Here is a 25761-nt window from a genome sequence, read left to right as displayed (position 1 = left end):
AATGACAGGATCCAGCAACGAGGATTTGCTGGACCTGATCCAGCACGATTCGTTCCAATACTTCATCGATCACCGCCAGCCCGGCAACGGACTGATACCCGATTCGACCGAGCCGCACTCGCCATGCAGCATCGCCGCGGTGGGGTTCGCCTTGTCCTGTTATCCAGTAGCGGTGGAGCGGAGCTGGATGACACGCGCCGCGGCGCGCAAGCTGGTCTTGGGGACGTTGCGCTTCTTTCTGATGGCGGATCAGTCCGGCGCGACCGATGGCGTCGGTTACAAAGGATTCTTCTATCACTTCCTCGATCTCCGGACGGGACGGCGCGCGGGTAATTGCGAGCTTTCCACTATCGACACCGCATTGCTGGTGGCGGGCATGCTCACCTGTGCGCAGTACTTCAGCGGCGAGCATCGTGAAGAAGCCGAAATCCGCACCGCAGCGAATGCAATCTATGACAGCGTCGACTGGCGCTGGGCACAACATGGTGGCGCCGGCATCTCGATGGGGTGGAAGCCGGAGCGTGGCTTCCAGCGCGCCAGCTGGGTGGGTTACAACGAGGCGCTGATCATGTACGCGCTGGCACTCGGTTCAGCAAGCCATCCACCCACCTCCAATGTCTATGCCCACTGGCTGAGCGGCTACCGCTGGAAGCGGATCTATGAATTGGCCTACGTGTATGCCGGACCGATGTTTATTCATCAGTTCTCGCATGTCTGGATCGACTTCCTGGGAATCCACGATGCCTATATGGCGGAGAAGGGTATCGATTATTTCGAGAACAGTCGCCGTGCCACGTATGTGCAATACGAATACGCACGGCGCAACCCGCGTGGTTTCGAAGGTTATCAGGCGAAGTGCTGGGGGTTGACCGCTACCCATGGCCCAGGGCCGGCGGCGCAAAAAAGGAAAGGTAAGCTGTTGCGCTTCGCCGGCTACGCTGCACGCGGCGCGCCATTCGGACCGGACGACGGAACGATGGCACCGTGGGCATCGCTGGCCTCACTGCCTTTCGCACCCGAGCTGGTGGTACCCACCCTGCGCCATCTGGTCGAGGAAACGGAGAATCCGCGGAACGACTTCGGGTTCTACGCTTCTTTCAATCCCAGTTTCCATGCCAAACGCGGCGATGCCGGCTGGGCTTCGCCGTGGCACTACGGATTGCACCAGGGTCCCATCGTGCTGATGCTGGAAAACTATCGCAATGGCCTGATCTGGCGCTTGATGCGCGACTGTGCGCCGTTGGTGCGCGGTTTGCGACGCGCCGGCTTTCACGGCGGTTGGCTCGATCATGCGTGCTGAAGGAAAGAACGTGAGCGCGCCCGTCACTGGTGTGATGGAGATACGCACGGCGCACTCATAGTCCACTAACGACATGCCGCGCAGGATGACTTTCATTCGCCGACCCTGTTCGGTGCCTGCGCGGGTCGCTTACGACCCATGTCCCCGATCAGAACCGGAGAACCGAGCCATGAGCGAAAACGTCAGCGATTTTCTGTTGCACCGACTGACCGAATGGGGCATCGAGCGCTTGTACGGCTTTCCCGGCGATGGCATCAATGGACTGATGGGCGCAATCGATCGCGCAGGCGACAAATTCAAGTTGGTGCGCGCAAGGCATGAGGAGATGTGCGCGTTCATGGCCTGTGCGCACGCCAAGTTCACCGGCGAGGTCGGCGTGTGCATGGCCACTTCCGGGCCGGGCGCCATCCATCTGCTGAACGGCTTGTACGACGCCAAACTTGATCACCAGCCCGTCATGGCCATCGTAGGCCAGCAGGCGCGCGCGGCGTTGGGTGGTCAATATCAGCAGGAGGTCGACCTGGTCTCGTTGTTCAAGGACGTGGCCAGCGACTACGTGGAGATGATCATGGTGCCAGCGCAGGTCCGCCATGTGGTGGATCGCGCGCTGCGCATCGCGATTGCCAAGCGTACGGTGACCTGCATCATCGTGCCCAACGATGTGCAGATCCTCGGCGCGGTGCCGGTTCCACCACGTGCGCATGGCACCGTCCATTCCGGTTTCGGCTACCGCCCTCCGCGGGTGGTACCCGCTGAGGGCGATCTGCGTCATGCCGCCGATCTGCTGAATGCGGGCAGCAAGGTGGCGATCCTGGTTGGTGCTGGCACGTTGGCGGCCGCCGATGAGGTGATCGAAGTTGCCGAGCTGCTCGGTGCGGGCGTGGCTAAGGCGCTGCTGGGCAAGGCGGCGTTGCCTGACGAGCTGCCGTATGTCACCGGTTCCATCGGTCTGCTTGGCACCAAGCCGAGCTGGGACATGATGATGGAGTGCGACACACTGCTGATGATCGGATCGCGCTTCCCGTATTCTGAATTCCTACCAAAGGAAGGACAGGCGCGCGGCGTGCAGATCGATCTCGATCCCGCGATGCTCTCGATCCGCTACCCGATGGAGATCAGTCTGGTCGGCGATGCCGCCGCCACCTTACGTGCGCTGATTCCGCTGCTACAGCGCAAGACCGACCGTGGCTGGCGCGAGACGATCGAGAAGAACGTTGCTGAATGGTGGCGCGTGCTGGAAGCGCGAGCAATGCACGAGGCGGTGCCGATCAACCCGGAACGGGTATTCTGGGAGCTTTCGTCGCGACTGCCCGACGAATGCATCCTGGCGGCCGATTCCGGCTCTGCGGCGAACTGGTATGCCCGGGACCTCAAGATCCGCCGCGGCATGATGGCGTCGCTGTCAGGTTGCCTGGCCACGATGGGGCCCGGTGTGCCTTACGTGATCGCAGCGAAATTTGCCTATCCCGAGCGTGTCGCGATCGCCGTCGTCGGCGATGGCGCGATGCAGATGAATGGCAATGCGGAGTTGATCACGATAGGCGACTACTGGAAGGAATGGTCCGATCCGCGGCTCATCATCGTGGTGCTTAACAATCGCGACTTGAACCAGGTGACCTGGGAGCAACGCGTACTGGAAGGCGACCCGAAATTCGACGCCGCGCAACATGTGCCGGATTTTCCCTATGCGCGCTACGCCGAGATGCTCGGGCTGAAAGGCATCATGGTGAATGATCCCGCACAGATCGGTGCTGCATTCGACGCCGCGTTGTCCGCGGATCGACCGTGCGTCATCGAGGCGATTACCGACCCCGACGTGCCGCCGTTGCCGCCACATATCACGTTGAAAGAGGCCAAAGCATTTGCCGAATCGATGCTCAAGGGCGACGAGGACACGGGCGGCATGATCCGGCAGTCCGCCAAGGAGGTGCTCGCCACCTTCCTTCCCGGTCATCGTGGACATTGACATGGATGCGGTGAAACTCCAGATGCCAAAAGTGTCTGTGTACACCGTTCCGACTGACCTGCCGGAATCCGACGGTACCTTGGCGTGGGAATCAACCACGCTGGTGTTGGTCGAGATCGACGCTGGGGGCAAACACGGCCTGGGTTACAGCTACGCGGATGGCGCCACAGCGGTATTGATACGCGACACCCTGGCTAAGGTCGTGACCGGATGCAACGCGCTGGACATTGCCGCCGTGTGGGCAGCGATGCTCGCTGCGATCCGCAATCTCGGTCGCCCCGGCATTGCCTCGATGGCCGTCGCTGCGGTGGATAACGCTTTGTGGGATCTGAAGGCGAAGTTGTTGGACCTGTCTCTGCTGGATTTGCTGGGCGCGGTGCGTGAGGCGATTCCGGTATACGGCAGTGGCGGCTTCACCTCCTATACCGACAAGCAGCTTGCCGAACAGCTTGGCGGTTGGGTGGAGTCGGGCATCGGCATGGTCAAGATGAAGGTGGGGCGGAGCCCGGATCGCGACGTGGCGCGTGTACGGACGGCTCGCGGCGCTGTCGGTGGTACGCGCCTGTTTGTGGACGCCAACGGCGCCTACACGCGCAAGCAGGCGTTGGCGTTGGCGCAATCCTTCGCCGAACTTGGCGTGAGCTGGTTCGAGGAGCCGCGCCCCTCGCATGACCTGGATGGCCTGCACCTGCTGCGGGACCGCGCACCACCCGACATGGACATCACCGCCGGCGAATACGGTTACGACTCGGCGTACTTCCGCCGCATGCTCGCGGCAGACGCGGTGGACGTACTCCAGGCCGACGCCACGCGCTGCGCCGGCATCAGCGGCCTGCTTGGCGTGGCGGCGCTGTGCGAAGCGTTCGACTTGCCGTTGTCCTCGCATTGTGCGCCGGCTATCCACGCGCAGCCGTTGTGCGCGCTGCGGCCGGCGATCCACGCCGAATATTTCCACGACCACGTACGCATCGAGCAACTGCTCTTTGATGGTGCGCTTTTGCCGGTCGACGGCGCGCTGCGCCCAGATCGAACCCGGCCGGGGTTGGGGTTGATTTTGAAAGAACAGGACGCCGCGCGCTACGCGGCGCATTGAATCGCGACGGTCCGGTGATTCCGGCCAGCGAGCAGCCTCAGGTGAGCGGGGAACATGTCATGCAGATCGATCACGAGCAGGAACAGTGCCAGCGCCACGGATGCCGATGCAGAGTGCCCAATGGGCAGGCGTATTGCAGTGAGGAGTGCCGCCACGCGGCTGAGGGATCTTCAGTGCGCACGAAGGCGGCCGACGGTTGCCAGTGCGGTCATGACGACTGCAGCGCTGGTACCCATTCGCTAGCGGAAAACGAGCAGTGAAGGCCGAAGCATTGAAGCCCGATGCGCGTGGCGCTGGGGTAGCACAGCCGGACTACGTCAACGCGTTGGTGCGTGACCTGGCCGGCATCTCAGGTGAGGTGCGCTTCGACGCCGGCAGCCGCGCGCTGTATGCCACCGATGGTTCCAACTACCGGCAAGTGCCGATCGGTGTGGTGTTGCCGAAGTCACTCGAGGACGTGGTGACCACCGTGGCCGCTTGCCGAAAATATGGTGCACCGCTGCTTTCGCGCGGCGGCGGCACCTCGCTGGCCGGTCAGTGCTGCAATGTCGCCGTGGTGATGGATTTTTCCAAATACCTGCACAACATCGTCGAACTCGACCCAGCCAACAAGCGTGCACGGGTTGAGCCGGGTTTGATCCTGGACGATCTGCGCGACGCTGCCGAAAAACACACGCTGACGTTCGCCCCCGATCCGTCCACGCATACCCACAACACCTTGGGCGGCATGATCGGCAACAACTCCTGTGGCGTGCACTCGGTAATGGGTGGAAAGACTTCCGAGAACATCGAGGAACTGGAGATACTGACCTACGACGGCTTGCGCATGCGCGTGGGCGCAACGTCCGATGCGCAACTGGAACGGATCATCCGCGAGGGCGATCGGCGCGGCGAAATCTACGCCGCACTGAAGGCGCTGCGCGACAAATATGCCGAGCTGATCCGTTCGCGCTATCCGAAAATTCCACGTCGTGTGTCTGGCTACAACCTCGACGAGTTGCTGCCCGAGAACGGCTTTAACGTGGCACGCGCGCTCGTTGGCAGCGAGGGCACCTGCGTCACCATCCTGGAAGCCACCACGCGGCTGGTCTACAGCCCACCGGTACGGTCGCTGCTGGTGCTGGGCTACATCGATGTGTTCTCCGCCGCAGACCACGTAATGGACGCGCTGGCCGCCGGCCCAGTGGGGCTGGAAGGATTAGGCGAAGAACTGGTCTCCGACATGAAGGCGATTGGTTTGCATCCAGACGACCTTGAGCTGCTGCCCAAAGGCGGCGGCTGGCTGTTGGTGGAGTTCGGTGGCGAGACCAAGGACGAATCCGACGGCAAGGCCCACAAGCTGATGGAGCAGCTCAAGGGCAGGGAAGATGCCCCGTTGGATATGAAGCTGTACGACGACAAGTCCAAGGAAGAGCTGATCTGGAAGGTACGTCAGTCGGGGCTTGGTGCGACTGCCCATGTACCGAACAAGCAGATTACCTGGGAGGGCTGGGAGGACGCTGCGGTGCCTCCGGAGAAGCTTGGCCCGTATTTGCGCGACTTCCGCGCTTTGCTGAAGCGCTACTCGTACAAAGGTGATCTGTACGGTCACTTCGGCCAGGGTTGTGTCCATACACGCATTGATTTCGATCTGGAAACCCAGCCGGGCATCGATAAATTCCATCGTTTCCTTGGCGATGCCGCGGACCTGGTGGTGAGCTATGGCGGTTCACTGTCCGGCGAGCATGGTGATGGTCAATCCAAGGCCGAGTTCCTGGACCGGATGTTCGGTGCGGAACTGGTGCAGGCATTCGGTGAGTTCAAGCGCATTTGGGATCCGGGTTGCCACATGAACCCGGGCAAGATCGTCGATCCTTACCTACCTACTGAAAACCTGCGCATCGGCACAGGCTATGCGCCATCGAGGTCGCAGACGCACTTCCATTTTCCCAAGGACGACCACAACTTCGGTCGCACCATCCTGCGCTGCGTGGGAATTGGCAATTGCCGGCGCACCCATCACGACACCATGTGTCCTAGCTTCATGGCCACCCGTGAGGAGAAGTATTCGACGCGAGGGCGAGCACGGCTGCTGTTCGAGATGCTGAAAGGCGAGGTGATTACCGGCGGCTGGCGCGATGAGAACGTACGCGAGGCACTAGATTTATGCCTGGCATGCAAGGGCTGCAAGGGCGATTGTCCGGTCAATGTCGACATGGCCAGCTATAAGGCCGAGTTCCTGTCCCACTACTACCAGGGGCACCTGCGTCCACGCGCCGCGTACACGATGGGCCTGATCCACATATGGGCACGACTGGCAGCGCATCTGCCGCGTACGGTGAATTACTTCACCCACAGCAGTCTGTGGTCGCCGCTACTCAAGAAGCTGGGCGGCATAGCACCACAGCGCGAGATGCCCGAGTTCGCGAAGCAGACCTTCCGCGATTGGTTCGCCCGGCGTAGCGAGGGCAAATCGGACGGCCTTCGCGTGATTCTCTGGCCGGACACGTTCACCAACCACTTTTTTCCCGAGACCGCGATCGCTGCAGTCGAGGTGTTGGAACATGCCGGGTGCACCGTGGTGCTACCCAAACAGCCGCTGTGCTGCGGCAGGCCGCTGTACGACTGGGGCATGCTCGATCGCGCCACCGAGCTTTGGAAGCGGAACCTCGTCATGCTGCACGAGGATATCCGTGCTGGCACGCCCATTGTGGGATTGGAGCCGGCCTGCGTGGCCGCATTCCGCGACGAGCTTGGCAACCTATTTCCGCATGATGAAGATGCCAAGCGGCTGTGCAAGCAGACGCATACGCTGGCCGAATTCCTGCAGAAGAACGCCTATGTTCCCAACCGTCTTGCGGCGAAAGCCGTAGTGCACATGCATTGCAATCATCGCGCGGTGATGGGTAAGGAGGCCGACTGCCACGTGTTCGAGCAGCTTGGCCTGGATTACGAGCTGCTCGATTCCGGCTGCTGCGGTATGGCCGGTTCGTTCGGCTTCGAAACGCACAAATACGCGCTATCGCAAACCATTGGTGAACGTATGCTGTTGCCCGCTGTGCGCCGCACTGGCGCCGACACTCTTCTGATCGCCGACGGCTTCAGTTGCCGCGAGCAAGTGCGTCAGGCCACCGGGCGTATGCCGCTGCACTTAGCCCAGGTACTGCAACGCGCAATCCATGACGGCACGGCGCCGGCCGCCCCCGCGCCGCAACGCGCTCCCCCGACTAACGAGGAACGTACATGACTATCGATTTCAAGAACCAGGTAATAGTGATCACCGGCGCTAGCGCCGGTGTCGGTCGTGCCACCGCACGCGCCTTCGCTCGTGCAGGAGCTCATGTGGGCTTGCTGGCCCGCGGCGAAGAGGGATTGAACGCCACGGCGCGCGAGCTCGAACGGCTGGGCGTGCGTGCGCTGGCCTGCAGCGTCGATGTGGCTGACGCGGAGGCCGTGGGCCAGGCCGCACAGAAGATCGAGGACGAACTGGGCCCGATCGACGTGTGGATCAACAACGCGATGGTGACGATTTTCGCGCCCGTCAGCGCGATCGATGCAGAGGAGTTCAAGCGCGTCACGGAGGTCACCTATCTCGGTGGGGTCTACGGCACAATGGCGGCGCTAAAGCACATGCGGCCCCGTAACCGCGGCACCATTGTGCAGGTGAGTTCCGCACTGGCTTATCGCAGCATCCCACTGCAATCGGCCTACTGCGGAGCCAAGCATGCGTTGGTGGGGTTCATCGACGCGGTGCGTAGCGAGCTGATTCACGACCGCAGCCGCATCCACATCACCTCGGTGCAGATGCCGGCGTTGAACACGCCACAGTTCTCATGGGCACGCAACCGCATGCCGAACCGACCGCAACCGGTACCACCAATCTTCGAGCCGGAGGTGGCGGCTAGCGCGATCGTATGGGCCGCAGCGCATCGCCGGCGCAGTGTGCCGGTGGGCGCCCCAACGTTGATGGCTGAGTGGGGACAGAAAATCGTGCCGGGCCTGCTTGATCGCTATCTGGGCCGCACCGGTTACAGCGGTCAGCAGACCAACGAGCCCGATGATCCCAACCGCGCCGACAACTTGTTTACGCCGGTGGCCGGTGACTCTGGCGCCCGCGGTCGCTTCAGCCAGCGCGCACGAAACCATAGCCGGGCACTCTGGATAGAAAGGAACCGCTCGCCCTTGCTGGGCGCTGCGTTGTTCACCGCGGCTGCGCTGGCCGCAGGTTGCTGGTACGCCGCGAGTCGCCAAGCCAAATCGGACAATTTGCTGCAACGCAGTGCGCGCAAATTGCAGCGGAGGTGGTCATGAGCATCGGGATGTGTCGTTGGGCCATCGCCGAGGGCTACATTCCTGGCCAAAGCAGCGACGATGAAGACCGCCGCTTCGTCAGCCATGAAGCCGCCTGCATGCTCAACGCAAGCGATTGCGATGCCAAGGTGCGCATCATGCTGTATTTCGAAGACCGCGATCCAGTTGGGCCTTATCACGTCGTCGTGCCCGCACGGCGCAGCTTGCACATGCGTTTCAACGACCTCACCGATCCAGCACCGGTGCCGCGCGATACCGATTACTCCAGCGTGTTCGAATCGGATGTCCCGATCGTGGTGCAACACACGCGACTGGACTCGCGCAAGGATGCCCTTGCACTGCTGAGCACGATTGCATTCGGTGAAAACGCCTGACGCTCCTGATGCGATTCAGAGCGGTTGAGGCTGCAGATGTTATCAGTATGTCAATTTTCGCCATTGGGTGATCGACCGGGATTTGATCCCCAGACAGGCAGCATTGTCGCTCCCCGCCGTTTTGGCCATCACTTCAACTTGGACATTGCTATGACGAACACAAGTACCCAATTCCTCTCGGCTTCGACGCTTACCGGAGATAAGGTAAAGAACCTCGACAATGAGGCGCTAGGCGAGCTCAAGGACATCATGATCGATACGCTGAGTGGCGAAGTGAGTTATGGCGTCCTTTCCTACGGTGGAGTCCTCGGTATTGGCGACAAGCTCTTTGCTGTTCCATGGGACGCCTTGACCGTCGATGGCGAAAACAAATGTCTCATCTTGAATGTCAACAAGGACCGTCTCGAGAACGCCCCTGGATTCGACAAAGATCATTGGCCGGATTTCGCCGACCCAGGATTTGAGGATCGGGTGCGGCAGTACTACTCCCAGCTGTAAGCAGCTATCTGCGGGGGAGGGGGTATGGATACAAGTGACTACTTGGGCCGCATCTTGTTGGTGGAAGATGACGAGCAGGTCGCATTGACGACCCAAATACTGCTGGAAAGGGCCGGATATAGAGTAGACCGCGCAGCTGAAGGAGTGTTGGGGCTGCACATGGCGATCGTAGATGACTACGATGCCATCGTCCTCGATGTGATGTTACCCAGGCTGGACGGCCTGAGCCTGTGTAGCAAGCTTCGAAAGGAGGCAAGAAAGGCCACGCCTATTCTGATGTTGAGTGTCCGCAACAGTACGGATGACAAGATAAGTGGTCTGGGTACAGGAGCAGATGACTATCTGGCGAAACCGTTTGAATCGAGGGAGCTTGAGGCACGCTTGCTAGCCTTGATACGCCGCGAACGGCGTCAGGTCTTCGAGAATATCTTGATCGTCAGCGACTTGAAGCTGGAGACCCAGACACTGCGATTGACGCGTGGCGGCCGCGAACTCAGCCTTTCGCCGATATGCCTCAAGCTACTGACGATATTGATGCGAGAGTCACCTCATGTCGTGAAGAGGCGTGATCTAGAACGACAGGTGTGGGGCGGCGTAATGCCCGACTCAGACACACTTCGCTCGCATCTGTATAACTTGCGACAGGTCATTGACAAACCGTTCGATCTGCCATTGCTCCACACCATACATTCGGCTGGCTATCGTCTCGCGAATTTGGAGTCGATGCGGTGACATTCTTCGCAAACGGTTGATTCGCAGGGTATCGAGCATTGGAAGCAGGTGGCTGGAGCGCACCCTGCGGATAGCGCGAGGGAGGCGGCATCTTGGTAAGCGTGACATAGACCAACCGCGAAAATTTCGTTGCAAAGAGGCAGCCTGGGTCATGTCGATGGGCAACGAAGAATTCACTACTGCGCGGATATCACTTAGGACCCTGCCAAGCAGGCATCGAACCCAGGAATGACATTTGCCATGCATGCGCTACTCGCCACACCTGAGGACCGACCGGAAATGCGTCCTGCCATTCTGCTGGACATCGATGGGACTCTGCTTGGCGCCGTCAAGGGCTCGCGTGAACCGTGCGCAGACAAAAAGCTGCTGGCGCTCCTCATGGAGCTGCGCCAAGCGTTGGACGGTGCACTGGCATTCGTGAGTGGTCGCAGCATCGAGGATATCGACTGCTTGTTCGGCAATACAGACTGGAACGTCGCTGGTCTTTACGGCATGGAGATCCGTTGTGGCGGCCGGCTTCGGCGCCTGGCGATACCGATCGTGGATCGCCCACGCATGCGTGCTGCAGTGACGGAACTGGCGCTGAAGATCCCTGGCGTCATATTGCAAGACAAGGGGATCATGATGACCTTGCATGCGCACGATGACGATGCTGCCTGGATGGAATTGCTGCTACAGGCGAGCCTGCTTGCCCCCGCGCTGCCCGGATGCGACATCCAATTGAGGGACAGGGCGATCGAGTTCAGGCCACTCGGCATCACCAAGGCGTATGCGATCGAGCGATTGCTCAGACTCGCTCCATTCGCGGATCGCAAGCCATGGTATTTCGGTGACGATCACTCCGATGAGGCAGCCTTCGCGCATGTACGCAGTCTAAGTGGCAACGCCATCCTGACAGGCAGTCGGGCGGCAAGCTGGGCAACTCAGCATCTGGCAGAGCCGGCCGAAGTTCGCGGCTACCTGTGCGATCTGCTTGGGACCTTGCGTCGCTCGGCACCCGCGAAGCTCCATCCGGACAAGCCCTATGTGTGTGTGCCTTCAGATCAAATGAACTTCATTGCGGATGTGATGGTGCATACCAGCTCTTACGAAGAGCGTGATCTCGAACGGCTGAGCCTCTAGGCACCGTTGATCCAACCTTCATCTTATTTACTCGACAGCGTCATCGAAACCAGGACCGGCAGCATGCTTGGCTACATCGAGGAAGCAGTCCAGAAGGCGCAGATCCAGAAGAAGGAAGACTTTGCGATGACCAAGAGCTCGAACCACTGTTCTACGTATGAAGTGGACACGTCCAAAATTCCCAGAAAGCCGGAAGATACGGATCGCAGCGGTGATGCCAAGAACGGCACAGGTGAGGACAACCACACTCCGGGTGGCGGGCATAAAAGCCGAAATAGTGAAGGCGACGAGGTCAAGGAAGATTGAGCAGGGGTAAGCGTGGCGGTGATCATGCAAACAAGCCCAGACTTTGCCATTGCTGCGTCCAAAAGCGAGCCACTGTCATGCGCCCTCTCTCTTTATAGAAATGGCAGATGTAGAAAAGCGGGTCCATAAAAGACTGGAACGAACCCGCAAAGTGGCAGGGCCTTTGGTGTATTCCAGCGATGCCCAGGCAGGGTATCGCCGCGCTCGCAAGGGAAAGGGGACTATCTACTACGATACCCGCGGGCGGCGGGTTACGCGTGCAGATGTTCTGGAGCGAATCCGCCTGCTGGCCATCCCTCCGGCTTACACCGATGTGTGGATCTGCGCCGATCCGCGCGGCCATCTGCAAGCGACGGGGCGTGATGCGAGGGGACGCAAACAGTATCGCTATCATGCCGACTGGCGGCGGCATCGCGATGCGGACAAGTTTGATCATATGCGCGAGTTCGGGGCTATCCTTCCAAGTCTTCGTCGTCGCGTGCGCGCCGACTTGGCATTGCCAGGTTGGCCTAAAAGCAAGGTGCTAGCGTTGGTGGTCCGCTTGCTCGATGAGACGCTTGTCCGAGTGGGTAACGAGGAATACGCCCATGACAACGGAAGCTATGGTCTTACCACCTTACGCACGCGACATCTCAAGCGGGAACATGGATGCTTGTGGTTGCGCTTTCGTGCCAAGAGCGGTCGGCACATCGAATTGATGCTGCCGGATAACCGCTTGGTCCGGTTGTTGCGTCGTGTACAGCAATTGCCCGGGCAACGCCTTTTTCAGTATTTAGATGCTGAGGGAGGACGCCACGCTGTGGACTCCGGAATGGTCAATGCTTATCTGCAGCAGGCGTCGGTGGGCAATTTCACCGCCAAAGACTTTCGCACTTGGTCGGGCACGGTAAGGGCCGCTGGATTGCTAACACAGACACCGGTGCGTGCCCGCGAGCGGTCTAATCAGGCTGCACTGAACGCTGTCATGACCAAAGTAGCAACCCTACTGCGCAATACGCCCAGTGTATGCCGCGCTTCCTACGTCCATCCCTACGTTTTAAGGGGTTGGAAAGAGGGAACCTTGCAACACTTCGTTCCAGCCGAGATCGTCAACTTTCCACGGAAACTAGAGGCCGGCGTCCTGCGCTTTCTTCACCACATGGCTCGGTCCTGAGAAGCAAACCACCGCTGTTGACACGAAGAGGCGATGCGCCACTCAGAATGGCGCGGCCGAGTTGTACTCTTGATGCCACTGCTGGGTGAGTGTCGTATTGTCAAAGAGAATAGACGGCCATTGGGCCACCAAGAACAGATTTGCCTGGCAAACTCTCCGCTTCACCATCCGAACTATGTGGGCTGCTTTTCGACAAAGATTCACGCGAGGAAGACCAGTTCGCGCCTATAAGAAATGGCCGCGCCCCTGCGGCCAAAGCGAGCAACCGCACCATGGACAAGAACCGGACAGAAGGCACCAAACACGAAGTCAAAGGCGCCATCAAAGAGGTAGTAGGCAAAGTAACTGGCAACAAGGCGAAAGAAGCGTCTGGCAACATTGAGAAGAACGCTGGCAAAGTTCAGAATGCTGTAGGGAAGGCTGCAGATCGCGCCCGTGACGAAGCCAAAAAGCATTGAGTGAGTTAGTAGTGAAAAAGGCCGGTCGGAGTTCGACCGGCCTTTTTCTTGGGCGCCCGCACGGCCGACAATACGCTCGTTATGGAAGAGCCCAACCTCACGACGGCAACCACGGCCGGGGCACCTGTTCAAAGATACGAGAAACCATGGCTCGATCATTTTCGTTTGTGAGGGCTCGGATGACACTTTCTGCTGAAGCGTACGAGCTTGCGTGCTGGGCATGCTCCCCCGCGGCATGCGCTGCGCGCGCATGAACAGCATGCATGAAAGCCTGCTCCCATTCCGGGGTGGAAGCTTCACTCAAAAAGTACGCGCGCATTTCGTCTGCATATAGCAAAGCGCTTTGCCCCAGGCCAGCCACAGCGTGCGCCTGGGCAAGAAGCATGAGGGCGCGCATGTGGTTCAAGACGTTGCCGACAGCCTGCCAATGCCAAGCCGCGGCATGCGCAGCATTGAGAAGCGTTAAAACATCATCCATCCGAGACAGTGGCGCTTCAGCCAGTGTCCACGCTTCATTGTTCGCGTAGGCCGCGAAGAATCGATGCCAGCTCTCAAGCCGGGTGTCTTCGGGTGTTTTGGGCACAGCACTCTCCCGTCACTAGGACGACGCAGGTAAATAGTGCGATTTCGCGCATCTACGGATCTTCGACGCATAAACCCCCTGATCACTGTACCGGCATCAATGCTTGGATATTCCAGATTCTGGTCAACCCTGACGACAGCCACTCGCACTATCAACTCAAAACTGCCAGTAGCAGTTCCTTTGACGAAGCGGGTGCTCGCGGGCAGCTCTCCCTCACGCTTCATGTTGTTGAGTTTGATTGAGCCGGGTAAGCTGAACCAGAACGCTTACATTGAGTCGTTCAACGGGCGTCTGCGCAACGAACTGTCTCAGCTGTGTGTTCAACCTGATGCGGCGATGGTTAAGCCATCTGTAACGAAACCACCGGGCAACTCGCGCCATTCTTCAAGGACAAGATGTGACACTCGGCAGCTGCGGTGGAACGCCAGCTGTCGCTCGCCGCAATGGAGACGATGAGCTGACTTTGGCCAAGGGATAGCTTTCGGCAAAGCACAACGTAAAAGCGAACCGATTAGCCCGTGTTATCGGGGGTGGGGTTCGCCGTTTCGGCTAAAGATTGCCAGATCTGGGATCGAACTGAATTTGGCCGTACCGTGATCGCGGCGTTGTCCCCGACGTATCATGCGACGGGGCACAGTGCCAATACCGAGGAAGGAACCATGGACAGCATGCCGATTTGGGGATGGACGATCGTTCTGTTGACCGTCGCTATCGCAGCCGTCGTCGTCGGACTGATCATATGGCAGGCCGGGGCGAAGGCACGGGATCTGCAGGGAAGGATTGACGCGCTGTCCGGGGAGGCCGCGCGCTTGCCCGATGCTATCGAGCGAAGTGGGCGGGCTGAAAAGCAGGTCGGCGAATTGACGGAATCCCTCAGAGCGGCGACGGCGAGGGAAGCCGCGCTCGGCGCACAGATTGAAGAAACCAGGTTATCGCTGGAGAAGCTAGCCGGCACAGTTGTCGAGCGAGACCGGTTACTGGCAGAGGTGCGCGAGGCCCTTGAGGCCTTGCAGCGGACCACGGCAACGACGACGGCCAACCTCGCCGCAAAATTTGCTGAAGCCGACCAACTCCGACTTGAGCGAAACGATGCGCGAGCAAGCCTTGAGCAGTCGCGCCAGGCACTGGAGGAGTTGCAGCGGTCGGCAGCGGTTATCGATGCTAATCTCACCAGCCAAGCCACAGAAAGCAACGAGCTTCGCCGTGAACGGGACGGCCTCCGTAAAAGCCTCGACGATGCCAACGTCGCCCTCCGAGATCTAAGCGCCGAGCACGCGACCGCTGTGGCCGTTCGAGATGCGGCGCTCGAAGCGGTTGAGCAAACCAAAGCGTTTCTCGCCACAGCTGAAACCCAGATGCGCACCGCTTTTACCGAAGCGGCGAGCCGCGTCTTTGATGAGAAGTCTGTCGTTCTTGACCAGCGAATCAAGGCGAGTGCGGATGCATCAAAAGAGGGGCTCGAAACGACCCTCAAGCCATTTGCAGAGAAAGTCGCCACCTTTCAAGCAAAGGTGGAACAACTCGGATCCGAACAGGCCAGGGAGCATGCGACGCTCGTTGGAACCATCGGCGAGTTGAAAGGCTTAAACCAGAACATGGCGACTGCGACCGAGGCCCTAGCTCGTGCACTCAAAGGCAACTCGAAAACCCGGGGTGACTGGGGTGAACTCATTCTTGATACAGTGCTTAAAGCGTCTGGGCTCGTAGAGGGGCACAACTACATCTCGCAGGGACACGCGGTCGATGAGGACAGCGGCCAGCGCGTGCGACCGGACGTGGTTGTGACCTTGCCGGACAAGCGGAAGATTGTGGTCGATTCCAAGGTCAATCTCATTGCCTGGAGCGATGCTCAAAATGCCGATTCCTTTGAGGACCAGCAGGAAGCCTTAGTACGCCATGCGGCAGCGCTCCGAGCCCATGTGCGTGATCTCGCGGACAAGAACTACCCCCGCATCATGGGGCCCGATACTCTGGACCTGACAGTTCTTTTTGTGCCTATCGAGGGCGCGTTGTCGTCAGCGTTGTCGATCAGCCCGGACTTACAGACCGAAGCGTTCAACAGGCGCGTGGTGTTTGCATCCCCGAACACCTTGATGGCGATGCTCCGCGTCGTTGAACGGCTTTGGACCCGCGACAAGCTACAGCAGCAGATCAGCACCATCGGTGAGGAGGCGGCAAAGCTGCTGGACTCGCTTAGTGGGTTTATCGAGGACTTTGAGTCTATCGATGAACGCCTGAAGAAGGCGGGAGAGGCTTACAACAAGGCGAAGAATCGACTCAATGATTCCCCTCAGTCTGTGGTTGCTCGCGCCCGCCGATTGGTCGGAGCGGGAGCTAAGGGGAAGAGGGTGCTTCACGAATCACTGAAACCGCTCCCTGGGGAGGATGAGTCGCCACTTTCACTCGAGGGCGACACTAACGCCTTATTGGTCACAGATCCCTAGCACCAGTTGATATCGAGCAATCAAGTTCAAGCATCCAAGAACGCCTTTTAAGTGCGTAACCGGCATATCGCCTAGGCTATGCATCGGCCTGATCGGTTAAGCGGCTTCTGGGTGCGCTCCCATCAATGCAGCCAGATGGGCCGGGTCCTCTTGGAGGAGATTCATCACTTCGGCCACAACAGCCTCGATGTCCGCGATCACATTGGTGTGGGTCGCAAGTCGTTCCACCGTTTCAAGATGACTGAAGTGATGCAGCAGCTTGGTAATCCGAAGTGCTTTTTCCGGGCCAAGCAACTCGGCCGTTCGCTGCTCAACCGTGCTGTGAGGCAAAGGCAATCGCATGTAGGTATAGAGTTCTACGAAACGACGTAATGCATTGGGCAGGGCCAGCAGTTGGCCCACGTCGTCTTTGTTCGGACTTTCGACGAACGAGCGAATGACACTAAACAGGTAGTGATACTCCGAGGTGTACTGGCGCAGGGCCGCTGGGAGGTCGGTTAGTGTCGATGTCGTAGGACTCGTTTTCTTGACGAGGAAATACCTGGCTTCGGTCTGCCCCTTGATGGGTAGCCGTTTGAGCATCTCGAAAAACTCGAAATTGTGGGTCGAAAGAAACAACTGTCGGCAAGACGTTATCCATCTTCCGCCAACTTGTTCCTGCTTGAAGAACATCGACTCAATGATGGAATAGACCTGAAATACGTGGTTGCTATCGAGGCTGGAGATGGGGTCGTCGATATATACAATGACGTCATCCAATGACTTGTGTTCTTCTAGCTTGGTCAGGAAGAAGGCAAAGGCAATCGCTGTCCGTTCCCCATCGCTCAGGTTGCGGGCTGGCTGTCCCTGCCTACGCAACGTAAAGCGGTCAGTTTCATTCACCTGCACCACTTCGATTTGAATGATGCCCGTGCCAAGCAATCCGCCGATGCGCTCGTTCAGTCGTTCCCGGCCCTTTTGCGCACGGTCGATTTTCGCCTGAAGGTCTTTGATTTGCTGCGCCATCCCTCCACCCAGCGCTTTGAGGCGACCTTGATAACGCTCGGCACGCTCTCGGTCTTTGTTTTCCTTGGCTTGAGTCTGGTCCAAAGCAAACTTGGCTGCGAAATGGGCCTTCAGTCGGCCAATCGCTGACTTTTTCTCTTGGCCGAAGTTACCGATGCTCTTGTTGTTGCGCAGGATTAGGTTTTTCGCTTGAGTGAAGGTGTTTTCAAGGACGGGCGATATATCGGGAAACACCATCGGAGCTAGTTGATCCACGAACGGGTCATCTACTTTCGTCTGGAGTGCTGCCATCAGCTTAACTAAGTCGTCGTTGTAGACTTCACAGAGATGTTTGAGCCTTGAATTGAGGGTCGATGCTTCTGCCTGAAACTGAGGAGCAAAGGCGGTTGGCGTCAGCCACTCGGTGGCGATTTGAGCTGTTTTGACGCGGGCATGCAGCGCGTTCAATGAGACTTTGTGTTGGGCCAGGTCTTTTGAAAAGTGCCCGCGCAGCTGCGCCAATCGTTCCTCAGTCAGAAGGCCACCACAGAACTCACATGCGGCTGCGTCCTCGTGCAAGCTCAGTCCCTGTTCGACCCATCGTGCTACGTCCGCGTGTGCGCGAAGGTAGTCCAACGTGGCGGAGATGGCTGGGAGATATTGGAGAAGCGGCATTGCGCCCTGAAGCAGGGTCTGCAGGGAGAGCGTTGGCGCACTAATGGATGGAACAGCCGACAACTGTTCCTGTTCGCTCGTCATGGCCAGCTTCATATCTGCCGCATAGGCCTCATCAGACAACACAGCTTGCTGACGGTCGGCAGGCAGACGTGTGATTTCAGATCCGAGATGTGTGGCGGTAAACGCCTCTACGATTTGAAGGGTCGTTTTAATGGCTTTGGCGGCAGCAGTCTTTGCACTACTGATGCGACCATCGATGTCACTAATCTTGGTGCGAGTGTTTGCCCAACGCCCACGGCATTCGTTCAATCGTTTCGACCAATGTTCGATTGCCTTCTCTGCCTCGATGGACTCATCGCCCAGCAGCAAAATAGATTGGAAGTCCTCCCCGGTCCAGCTGAGATTCGTCGCTACGAAATCGCTGTTGAAGACTTCCACTTTGAGATTGGAAGTCGATAGCATGGTTTCGGTAACGGATTGCCCGCTTGAGGTTTGGACCTCAAATGTGGCTGAGGGGCATTCGGGGTAGGGCTTGCCTTGACCCAGCGCAGCGAAGAGTCGGGAAAGGGTGGTCTTCCCGGAGTAGTTCCAACCGTAGATGATGTTTTTGGACCCAAAATCCGACAACGCCGCCGTCTTTCGGAAGTCGTCAAATACGCCGAAATGGCGCAACCGCTGGATGGAACGAATCAACGAATCCCCTGTTGGCACGGCGCTGGCGCTTCTCCAGTCCTTGGCATGCCGATGCTCATGGTGCGCTGGCCGCCCTTGGGGTGCAACTTTCGAGCGCCATGGGAGAGTCCATGCGTTCGTCAACTCGGCGGGGCTGGGATGTCCGCCGCTGCAGGGCTTGAGCTGGCGCGGCACACAGGAAACCGTATGGTCTCCGACTCTCTCTGCCAACCGCCTAAGTGTCCTCAAGCAGACTCGCTGCCGGATTATCCGCTGCGCTGCCCGTTTGGAAGTAACCCATCACGCTAGTCACCGCCCGGTGCTCGGTCATTGCCATGATCGCCGGCAACGGCACGCCCTGACGGCTCGCCTCGGTCACGAAGCCCGACCGCAGGCTATGCCCACCAAAGTTTCCCTCGAGACCTGCCAGCTTGGCGCGCCGCTGCACGATTTCACCCACGGCCGCGGGGGAGAGGGCCGGGCCGAGGCGGTGTTTCCACAGCCGCCGAAAAATCGCCCCTTCCCTGATGCCGGCCGCGGCCAGCCAGGCCTCCAGCGCCTGGGCCGCGCGATCAAGAACGGGCTTGTCGGGCGTCGACGATGCGGTCACGCCGGCTTGTTGGGTCTTGCTGTGCTCCAGGCGATATATGAAGCCTTGCGGGCCGATGCGGCGCAAGTCACGCAGGTCGGCGGCAGCCACTTCACTGCGCCGCCGGCCGCCACTGGCAAAGCCAAAACAGAGCAGGGCGCGGTCACGTAGGCCTTCCAGGCTGTCGTCGCAGGTGGCCAGCATCGCCTGTAGTTCCATCAGCGTGATGGCGGTCTTCTTGCGGGGCCGTACGCCGCGCTTGACCGCGGCGCGGGCCGCCCGGCTGAGTACCGTACGAATCGCCGGCTGCTCGCACGGATTGGTGACGTGCTTGAGCCGATGCGCCGTGGACAGGACGGCGACCCGATGACGGACCGTCGCCAGCGTCCAGGGGCCGAGCTTCGCTTTGAGGCCGGCGGCGACCAAGGCCTGGTCGACGACTGGCGGCAGCTCCCAGGCCAGTTCGCCGTCGGCCGACCGGCGCACCACGTGATCGACCACGAACTGCAGCACGGTCGCTTCGGGTACCGGCAACGTCATCTCGATCCCGTAGCGCGCGGCATGCCAGCCGGCCCAGTAGCGCAGGGCGCTGGCGTAGCTGCGGGTCGTGTTGGCCGCGGCCGCTTCGGCGAGCAGTTCGCGCACGGCGTCGGCCGCTTGCTGTGCCAGTTGGATCGGCAAAACCAAGCTGGCCGCCGGTTGGGCGAGGGTCGGTATCATGGAAATATCTTTCATATTATGTAATGTATACTACGAAATAGGGCGTCTACCCACGATAATCATCACTTATCGCGAGTACAAAGCCAAGCGGGCAGGGCGCCGATCGAGGAGACCATTCCATGCGCACAGGCATCACCCAGGACCAGGTCAACGCGGCCGCGGACACGCTGGTCGCCGCCGGCGACAAACCGACCGTGGAAAAAGTGCGCGCGGCCTTGGGCACCGGCTCGCCGAACACGATCACGCGCATGCTGGACACGTGGCGCAATGGGTTGGCGGAGCGTTTGCAGAACGTCCTGCAGCTTCCGGAACTCCCGGCGGAAGCGGGGCAGGCCATGACCGCGCTGTGGCAGTTGGCCGTGGCGCATGCCGAACGCCTCCTTCAGGCCCGGATGGCCGAGGATCGGGCCGCCCTTTCGGTGAACGAGGCCCGTCTCGCCGAGGAACGCACGCACTGGACGACCACCTTGGCCGAGGCCGAGACCACGGTGGCTCAGGCACGAACGCGCCAGGAACTGGCCGAACATGCCTGCGCGAACCTGGACAGCCAGCTCCGTGACAGTCACGCCCTGCGGGAAGATCTGCTGCAGCAGCGGGATCGGTTGCAGGCGGTGGTCGACCGGCAAGCGGGCGAACTCGAAGCCCTGCAAGCCGACAAGTCCGACCGCCTTGCTGCTGCGGATCAGGAACGCGAACGTACCGCGGCACACATCCGAGCCACTGAGGACCGGGCACACCAGGAAGTGGATCGCGCCCGGCAAGAAACCAAGCAGTGGCAGCATCGCCACGAAGCGGCCGAACGGAGCTATCGTGAAGCGGTGCAGACCCAGGAGGCGTGCAGCGAGGCGTTACAAAAGCAATGGCAGAACGCCGAGAAGGAAGTCGCGCGTCTCTCGGGGCACATCGCGGCACTCGAAACGTTGCTAGCCAAGGCCAGCGCCCGCCCAAAGGCAAACCCAAAGGCAAAACGAGGTCCGCGATCAGCAAGGTCTTCGAAGACAGCCAAGGCCAAGTAACGGACCTGAGGATCATCCACGATCATGAGCAACCGTGAGGAGTGCCGTATGGCTGCCGCAGCACCCGCGCTTGAGGCAATCGCAGCGCGGCTCGCTGGAGGCTTCATCCATCGTCTGACACCCTTATTAGGGATACCGGCACGCTTGATCTGTCCCTCAGATGAGGCGGAGCAGGCGATTGTCGTTGCGATGACGCGAGCTGCAGCCGTACAGGGGATTCCAGCAGAGGTCATCGACTTGCGGCCGGCGCCTGCCGAGCGATTGGACGCCGTTACGGCGCGACTCGACGGCTGGCAAAGTGGAGCGGTCGATAGCGGTGACCACGCGGTGCAACCTCTGCTGATCTTGCTTGGGTTCGACGCCTTCGGCGACGACACGCAGGACGGGCCCACCTATCCGTTCCGATCCAAATTTCAATTCGACCGAAAATTTCTATGGCTATTCGTCGGTCGAGACGCCTCCCGTATGCGGTTCCTGTTCGACAGCTACCGGCGTCCGCTATACCGCGCAGCAGGCGATATCACCCCTGACGACTGGCAACCAAACGAGTGCAGAGAACCAGTGGTTTGAGTGCACTAAAGCGCTGGATTCAGCGCAACTACCCCCCTGGGAATGCACTTATCCGTAGGGCCTTCAGACACGCTCCTGTCAGGAAAGGCCGTTCTCCGCTGCGTAGGTTTTACTGCGCTGCATTCTCCAGTTAGAGGTTTGTCTGCGCTGCATTCCTCGGTGCAGAACTTTATGTGCGCCATTTGCAGAGGTTTACTGCCGTGGAAGTAGAAGTTTCTCTGCGGAGAACAGCCGCTGCTGACTAAGGATAAGTGCCGATTGCACCAAACTGAGCGAGCCGAGCTGGGTTTACGCAACACCTAGAAACATACCGTCCTTTCGCATAATGTATATTATGTAAAATAACGAAACTGCCACCAGAGGCTCATCTACCAGCTGGCCCGCTGGCACGCGTGGCCTATCATCGCGGCACCCCTCGGTTTCCGGACCCGCTATGCATGACTCCACCGCTCCGCTGCGCGTGGCCTTGGTCGGTTACGGTTTCGCCGGCAAGACTTTCCATGCACCGCTGATCTGTAGCGTTCCCGGTTTGGTACTGGATACGGTGGTCTCGCGCGATGCCGGCAAGGTCCATGCGGACTTGCCTGACGTCGATGTCGTCGCCGATGCGGCCGCTGCCTTCGTCGACCCGCGGCTGGATCTGGTCGTGATCGCGTCGCCCAACGACACGCATGTGCCGCTGGCGCGCGCCGCACTGGAAGCCGGCAAGCATGTGGTGGTCGACAAGCCCTTTGCGCTCGATCTGGCCCAGGCGCGCGAACTAGTTGCCATCGCGGAACGCGAACGGCGCGTGCTGTCGGTATTCCAGAATCGTCGCTGGGATACCGGTTTCCTCGGCGTGCGGCAATTGATGGAGTCCGGCCGGCTGGGCAAGGTCACGCATTTTGAATCGCGTATCGACCGCTTTCGCCCGCAGGTGCGTGCGCGCTGGCGCGAACAGGCGGTCGCAGGCAGTGGGCTCTGGTATGACCTGGGACCACACCTGGTGGATCAGGCGTTGTGCCTGTTTGGCGTGCCTGACCGTGTCCAGGCCAGCCTCGCCATGCAGCGCGACGGTGGCGAAGCCGTTGATTGGGCGCATGTGGTACTCGAGTACGACCAACGACGGGTGATCCTGCATGCCAGCATGCTGGTGGCCGGTGGCAGCCCTCGTTTCATCGTGCACGGCACGCAAGGCAGCGTGGTGAAGCAGAAGATCGATCCGCAGGAGACGCAGTTGCTCGCTGGCATGCGGCCGGGCGATGCAGGCTGGGGCGAGGACACGGACAACCTGCTGCTGTACGACGGCAACGGCCGCGCCGAGCCGCTTGCCCCACCCCGTGGCGACCAGAGCCGTTACTACGCCGCCTTCCGTGACACGGTACAAGGGCGCGGCCCCAACCCGGTCCCGCCACGGCAGGCCATTACCGTGATGGCGGTGATCGAAGCGGCGATGGTGTCAGCCACGGAAGGGAAATCCGTCGTATTGGAGCTGAGCGCAGCGGAACGCGGTGCGTGGCCAAGCCACTGAGCCTGCGATGCCGTGCCGTACCGCAAGGCGTGGTGCTGCCAATGCAAACCCTTGTAAGCACCCTCTCTGACTCTCGACTGGATACTCCGTATCCACAACCTGCGCCACTCTGCAGCGTCATTGGGCACGTCATTCGTCTGGACGGATGAGTCCGCTCTGCCCTGTTGCCCAGAGCGCAAAGTCGTCCGGCGACAGTGGCGGTGAAAACAGGTAACCCTGGTACAGGTCACAATTGTGTCGGCACAAAAAATCTCTTTGCGCTTGCGTCTCTATGCCTTCGGCAACGACCGTCAGTTTCAAGGTCTTGCCGATGTTGATGATGGTTTGCGCGAGGGATTCGGACTTGGCGTTGTCACCGATGCCTTGGACGAAGCTCTTGTCGATCTTGAGCTCCTTGATGGGAAACCGGTGCAGGTAGTTCAGCGACGAATAGCCCGTGCCGAAGTCGTCGATGGCGAGCATGACACCCATCGCGTGGATTTCGTCGATGGATGTCCGGATATCGTCGGTTGCCTCGTCGAACATCACGCGTTCGGTCATCTCCAGGATGAGGTCTCCCGGAGCAAGGCCGTGAGCCTCCAGCGTCCGGGCGACAAAGTCAGGATAGCCCTGCCGTTTGAGATCCATGGCGCATACGTTCACCGAGATGCTTGGCACCTCTAAACCCCCTGCCCGCCACGCGGCAAGCTGGCGGCAGGCCTCGCCAAGCACCCAGGCGTCCAGCTCCGCAATCAGTCCGCTCTCTTCCGCGATGGGGATGAAATAGTCCGGCGGAACGAAATCCATCTTGTCGTTGCGCCAGCGAACCAGGGCTTCCGCTCCGTACAGAATGCCCATCGCGTCGACCTTGGGCTGATAGGCAACGCTGAGCGCCTGTGCCTTGAGGTCATGTTGCAGGGCGATCTCCAGGTCGAGGTGTTCCCTCGCCTTGCGCTCGTATTCCGGCGCATAGAAATGGATCCTGTTGCGGCCGCTGCTTTTGGCCTGGTACATCGCGAGGTCCGCGTTGCGCAGCAGGACATCGGTGTTCTGCCCGTCGTACGGATACATCGAGATGCCGATGCTGGCACTGATCGTGATGCTGGTGTCCTGTTCCGAATCGAGAACAACGGGCTGGCGGATCGTCTGCAGGATGCGTCCGGCGGCATGCATGGCCTTCAGCACGTCGCAATCCTGCAGAATGGCCAGGAATTCGTCGCCACCGAGGCGACTGATCGAATCCCCGGTATGGAAATGTTCGCGAAGGCGCTCCGCGATCTTGCGCAGCACTTCATCGCCGACGGCGTGACCTTGGGTGTCGTTCACGCGCTTGAAACGGTCCAGGTCGATGAACAGCGTGGCGAAATTCGAGGCATTCTGTTTCGCGTGCGCGAGTACGCGGCTTGCCTCCCGTTGCAGCTGTATCCGGTTGGGCAGGCCCGTCAACGAATCAAACCTGGCCAGTTGCTGCAGTTGGCGTTCCATTCCAAGCCTTCGATGCAACAGGCTGGCGAACATCAGCGACAACCAGATGGAAAGCACGTCGATCACCACCGTGACGGCACCGATGGTGATGGCACGTCTGTGCCACCCAGCGTAGATGTCCTCGGTCGCGAAGCCGACCACGACGATCAGCGGGTATTTGCCGATGTGCTTGAAGCTGTACAACCGTTCCACGTGGTCGAGCACGGCGATATCGACGTAGCTCCCCTGAGCTGACTGGACCAGTGGCGGAAACGAGTGGCCCCCTGCCAGCGTGCTGCCTACGTCGCCTGGATGGTACGGCTGACGCATCAGGACCGTGCCGTCGGTGCGCAACAGCGTGATGGTGCCGTGCTCGCCAAGGATCGCGTCCTTGAACATTTCATGGAAGTAATTGAGGCGAAGCGTGCCGGCGACAATACCGGCGAACTGCCCATCTTCCTTGTCGAGCCGGAGGCTCAGCGCAATGGTTGGCTGCCTGGAATCACTGGACCTCGAGATGAAGGGCTTGCTTAGATAGAGGCCGACGTCCTTGTTCTGCTGCTGGACCAGAAAGTAGTCGCGGTCGCTTACATTCAACTTCCGCGGCGCAGGCGAGCGTGAGTCGAGAATGAAGTTGCCGGCCGCATCGGTCGCGAACAGCGTGCCGAGTTGCTTGGCGTCCCTGATCGTGCCGAATGCCGCGAGCTGCCGGACATCCGGAGGGAGACCCTCGAGCGCAGGCGTCTCGATGCAGGTCTCCACTTCGCGCATGGCAAGTCTGAAGATGTCGAGGTTGCGCTCGGTTTCCTTCTCCAGAGAACTGGCCAGGTTCCCGGTAGCATCGCGTGCTTGTGACATCGCGTCCCGTCGCATCTGATAAAGCGACAAGGCCATCACGCTCGTGGTGGCGAGCGTGATGGCGATTCCCGAGATGATGAAAAGGGCCGGTGTCTTCAGAAATGAACCCGGGACTCGCACTGCGCTTCCCCCTTATCCTGGTGTCTGACACCGCAAGGCTGGGCAGGGATTGAGGTGAGCCCGATTCCGTTGGCGGGACAGCTAACCGGTGCCGTATTCGCGGCGGATATCCGGCACGGACGTGGATGCCTCCTCCCCTGGACCAGATTACGAGAAATCCGCACCGCCCGCGCCTACTATTTTCAGATGACGCTACGCTCAGGACCGGCGACTTTCTTTCGGCAGCCAGCTGCGATCGAAGCCGATCGATACCTTGACGGTTGCTCATCGTCGGCCAGGAAG

General features: G+C 59.9%; 20 protein-coding genes and 1 pseudogene. 17 read left to right on the top strand and 4 right to left on the bottom strand.

Annotated elements, in window-relative coordinates; genetic code table 11:
• The first annotated feature begins 1 nt into the window (after position 1).
• The 12 genes from ISP25_RS22135 to ISP25_RS22080 all read left to right on the top strand — a co-directional run bounded on the left by ISP25_RS22135 (position 2) and on the right by ISP25_RS22080 (position 13292).
• Positions 2-1300, top strand: coding sequence for a glucoamylase family protein (locus ISP25_RS22135; protein WP_404611763.1), 1299 nt, complete (start codon positions 2-4; stop codon positions 1298-1300).
• A gap of 169 nt (positions 1301-1469) precedes the next feature.
• Positions 1470-3266, top strand: a complete 1797-nt coding sequence (locus ISP25_RS22130; protein ID WP_404611761.1) for a thiamine pyrophosphate-requiring protein — start codon at positions 1470-1472, stop codon at positions 3264-3266.
• Between the two features lie 22 nt (positions 3267-3288).
• Entirely contained in the window at positions 3289-4359 is a 1071-nt protein-coding gene (locus ISP25_RS22125; RefSeq protein WP_404611759.1) for an enolase C-terminal domain-like protein, read from the top strand.
• Between the two features lie 256 nt (positions 4360-4615).
• Positions 4616-7585: an FAD-binding and (Fe-S)-binding domain-containing protein gene (locus ISP25_RS22120; RefSeq protein WP_404611757.1), complete on the top strand. Its 2970-nt coding sequence runs from the start codon at positions 4616-4618 to the stop codon at positions 7583-7585.
• A complete protein-coding gene (locus tag ISP25_RS22115) occupies positions 7582-8649 on the top strand; it encodes an SDR family oxidoreductase (protein ID WP_404611756.1) in 1068 nt (355 codons plus the stop codon). The genes ISP25_RS22120 and ISP25_RS22115 overlap by 4 nt, the downstream gene beginning before the upstream one ends.
• Positions 8646-9023 (top strand): sensory rhodopsin transducer, encoded by a 378-nt coding sequence (locus tag ISP25_RS22110; RefSeq protein ID WP_404611754.1) that lies wholly within the window; start codon positions 8646-8648, stop codon positions 9021-9023. Before ISP25_RS22115 ends, ISP25_RS22110 begins: the two co-directional genes overlap by 4 nt.
• Before the next feature lie 150 nt (positions 9024-9173).
• Positions 9174-9521 (top strand): PRC-barrel domain-containing protein, encoded by a 348-nt coding sequence (locus ISP25_RS22105; protein ID WP_404611752.1) that lies wholly within the window; start codon positions 9174-9176, stop codon positions 9519-9521.
• Positions 9522-9545: 24 nt separating this feature from the next.
• A complete protein-coding gene (locus tag ISP25_RS22100) occupies positions 9546-10253 on the top strand; it encodes a response regulator transcription factor (protein WP_192160442.1) in 708 nt (235 codons plus the stop codon).
• 228 nt (positions 10254-10481) lie between these two features.
• Positions 10482-11375 carry a trehalose-phosphatase gene (gene otsB / locus ISP25_RS22095; protein WP_404611750.1) on the top strand — a complete coding sequence of 298 codons (894 nt, stop codon included), beginning with the start codon at positions 10482-10484 and terminating at the stop codon, positions 11373-11375.
• A 63-nt stretch (positions 11376-11438) separates the two neighbouring features.
• Positions 11439-11681, top strand: coding sequence for a hypothetical protein (locus ISP25_RS22090; protein WP_192160450.1), 243 nt, complete (start codon positions 11439-11441; stop codon positions 11679-11681).
• Positions 11682-11724: 43 nt separating this feature from the next.
• Positions 11725-12834 carry a DNA topoisomerase IB gene (locus tag ISP25_RS22085; RefSeq protein WP_404611748.1) on the top strand — a complete coding sequence of 370 codons (1110 nt, stop codon included), beginning with the start codon at positions 11725-11727 and terminating at the stop codon, positions 12832-12834.
• Between the two features lie 140 nt (positions 12835-12974).
• Positions 12975-13292: a CsbD family protein gene (locus ISP25_RS22080; protein WP_404611746.1), complete on the top strand. Its 318-nt coding sequence runs from the start codon at positions 12975-12977 to the stop codon at positions 13290-13292.
• Positions 13293-13389: 97 nt separating this feature from the next.
• On the opposite strand, the gene ISP25_RS22075 is transcribed toward ISP25_RS22080, so the two are convergent.
• Positions 13390-13875 (bottom strand): hypothetical protein, encoded by a 486-nt coding sequence (locus ISP25_RS22075; protein ID WP_192160452.1) that lies wholly within the window; start codon positions 13873-13875, stop codon positions 13390-13392.
• Between the two features lie 225 nt (positions 13876-14100).
• Between ISP25_RS22075 and ISP25_RS22070 the strand changes: the two are divergent.
• Positions 14101-14178, top strand: a pseudogene (locus ISP25_RS22070) (integrase core domain-containing protein); the annotation flags it as partial.
• 356 nt (positions 14179-14534) lie between these two features.
• A complete protein-coding gene (gene rmuC, locus ISP25_RS22065) occupies positions 14535-16319 on the top strand; it encodes a DNA recombination protein RmuC (RefSeq protein WP_404611744.1) in 1785 nt (594 codons plus the stop codon).
• Positions 16320-16415: 96 nt separating this feature from the next.
• Here rmuC and ISP25_RS22060 read toward each other — a convergent pair whose 3' ends face one another.
• Both ISP25_RS22060 and ISP25_RS22055 read right to left on the bottom strand, forming a co-directional pair.
• Positions 16416-18674, bottom strand: a complete 2259-nt coding sequence (locus ISP25_RS22060) for an AAA family ATPase (protein ID WP_404611742.1) — start codon at positions 18672-18674, stop codon at positions 16416-16418.
• Positions 18675-18888: 214 nt separating this feature from the next.
• Positions 18889-19977, bottom strand: a complete 1089-nt coding sequence (locus ISP25_RS22055; RefSeq protein WP_404611740.1) for a site-specific integrase — start codon at positions 19975-19977, stop codon at positions 18889-18891.
• Between the two features lie 104 nt (positions 19978-20081).
• Here ISP25_RS22055 and ISP25_RS22050 point away from each other — a divergent pair, with 104 nt between their 5' ends.
• The 3 genes from ISP25_RS22050 to ISP25_RS22040 all read left to right on the top strand — a co-directional run bounded on the left by ISP25_RS22050 (position 20082) and on the right by ISP25_RS22040 (position 23058).
• Positions 20082-20978: a DNA-binding protein gene (locus ISP25_RS22050; protein ID WP_404611738.1), complete on the top strand. Its 897-nt coding sequence runs from the start codon at positions 20082-20084 to the stop codon at positions 20976-20978.
• Between the two features lie 24 nt (positions 20979-21002).
• Positions 21003-21548, top strand: coding sequence for a hypothetical protein (locus tag ISP25_RS22045; RefSeq protein ID WP_404611736.1), 546 nt, complete (start codon positions 21003-21005; stop codon positions 21546-21548).
• A gap of 433 nt (positions 21549-21981) precedes the next feature.
• On the top strand, positions 21982-23058 hold the full coding sequence (locus tag ISP25_RS22040) for an oxidoreductase (RefSeq protein ID WP_404611734.1): 1077 nt from the start codon (positions 21982-21984) through the stop codon (positions 23056-23058).
• A gap of 129 nt (positions 23059-23187) precedes the next feature.
• On the opposite strand, the gene ISP25_RS22035 is transcribed toward ISP25_RS22040, so the two are convergent.
• Entirely contained in the window at positions 23188-25359 is a 2172-nt protein-coding gene (locus ISP25_RS22035; RefSeq protein WP_404611732.1) for a bifunctional diguanylate cyclase/phosphodiesterase, read from the bottom strand.
• Between the last annotated feature and the right edge of the window lie 402 nt (positions 25360-25761).

It is taken from the genome of Rhodanobacter hydrolyticus (assembly GCF_044904645.1).
Note: the sequence above shows the minus strand (reverse complement) of the source record. Positions and strands in the feature narration are given on the sequence as shown.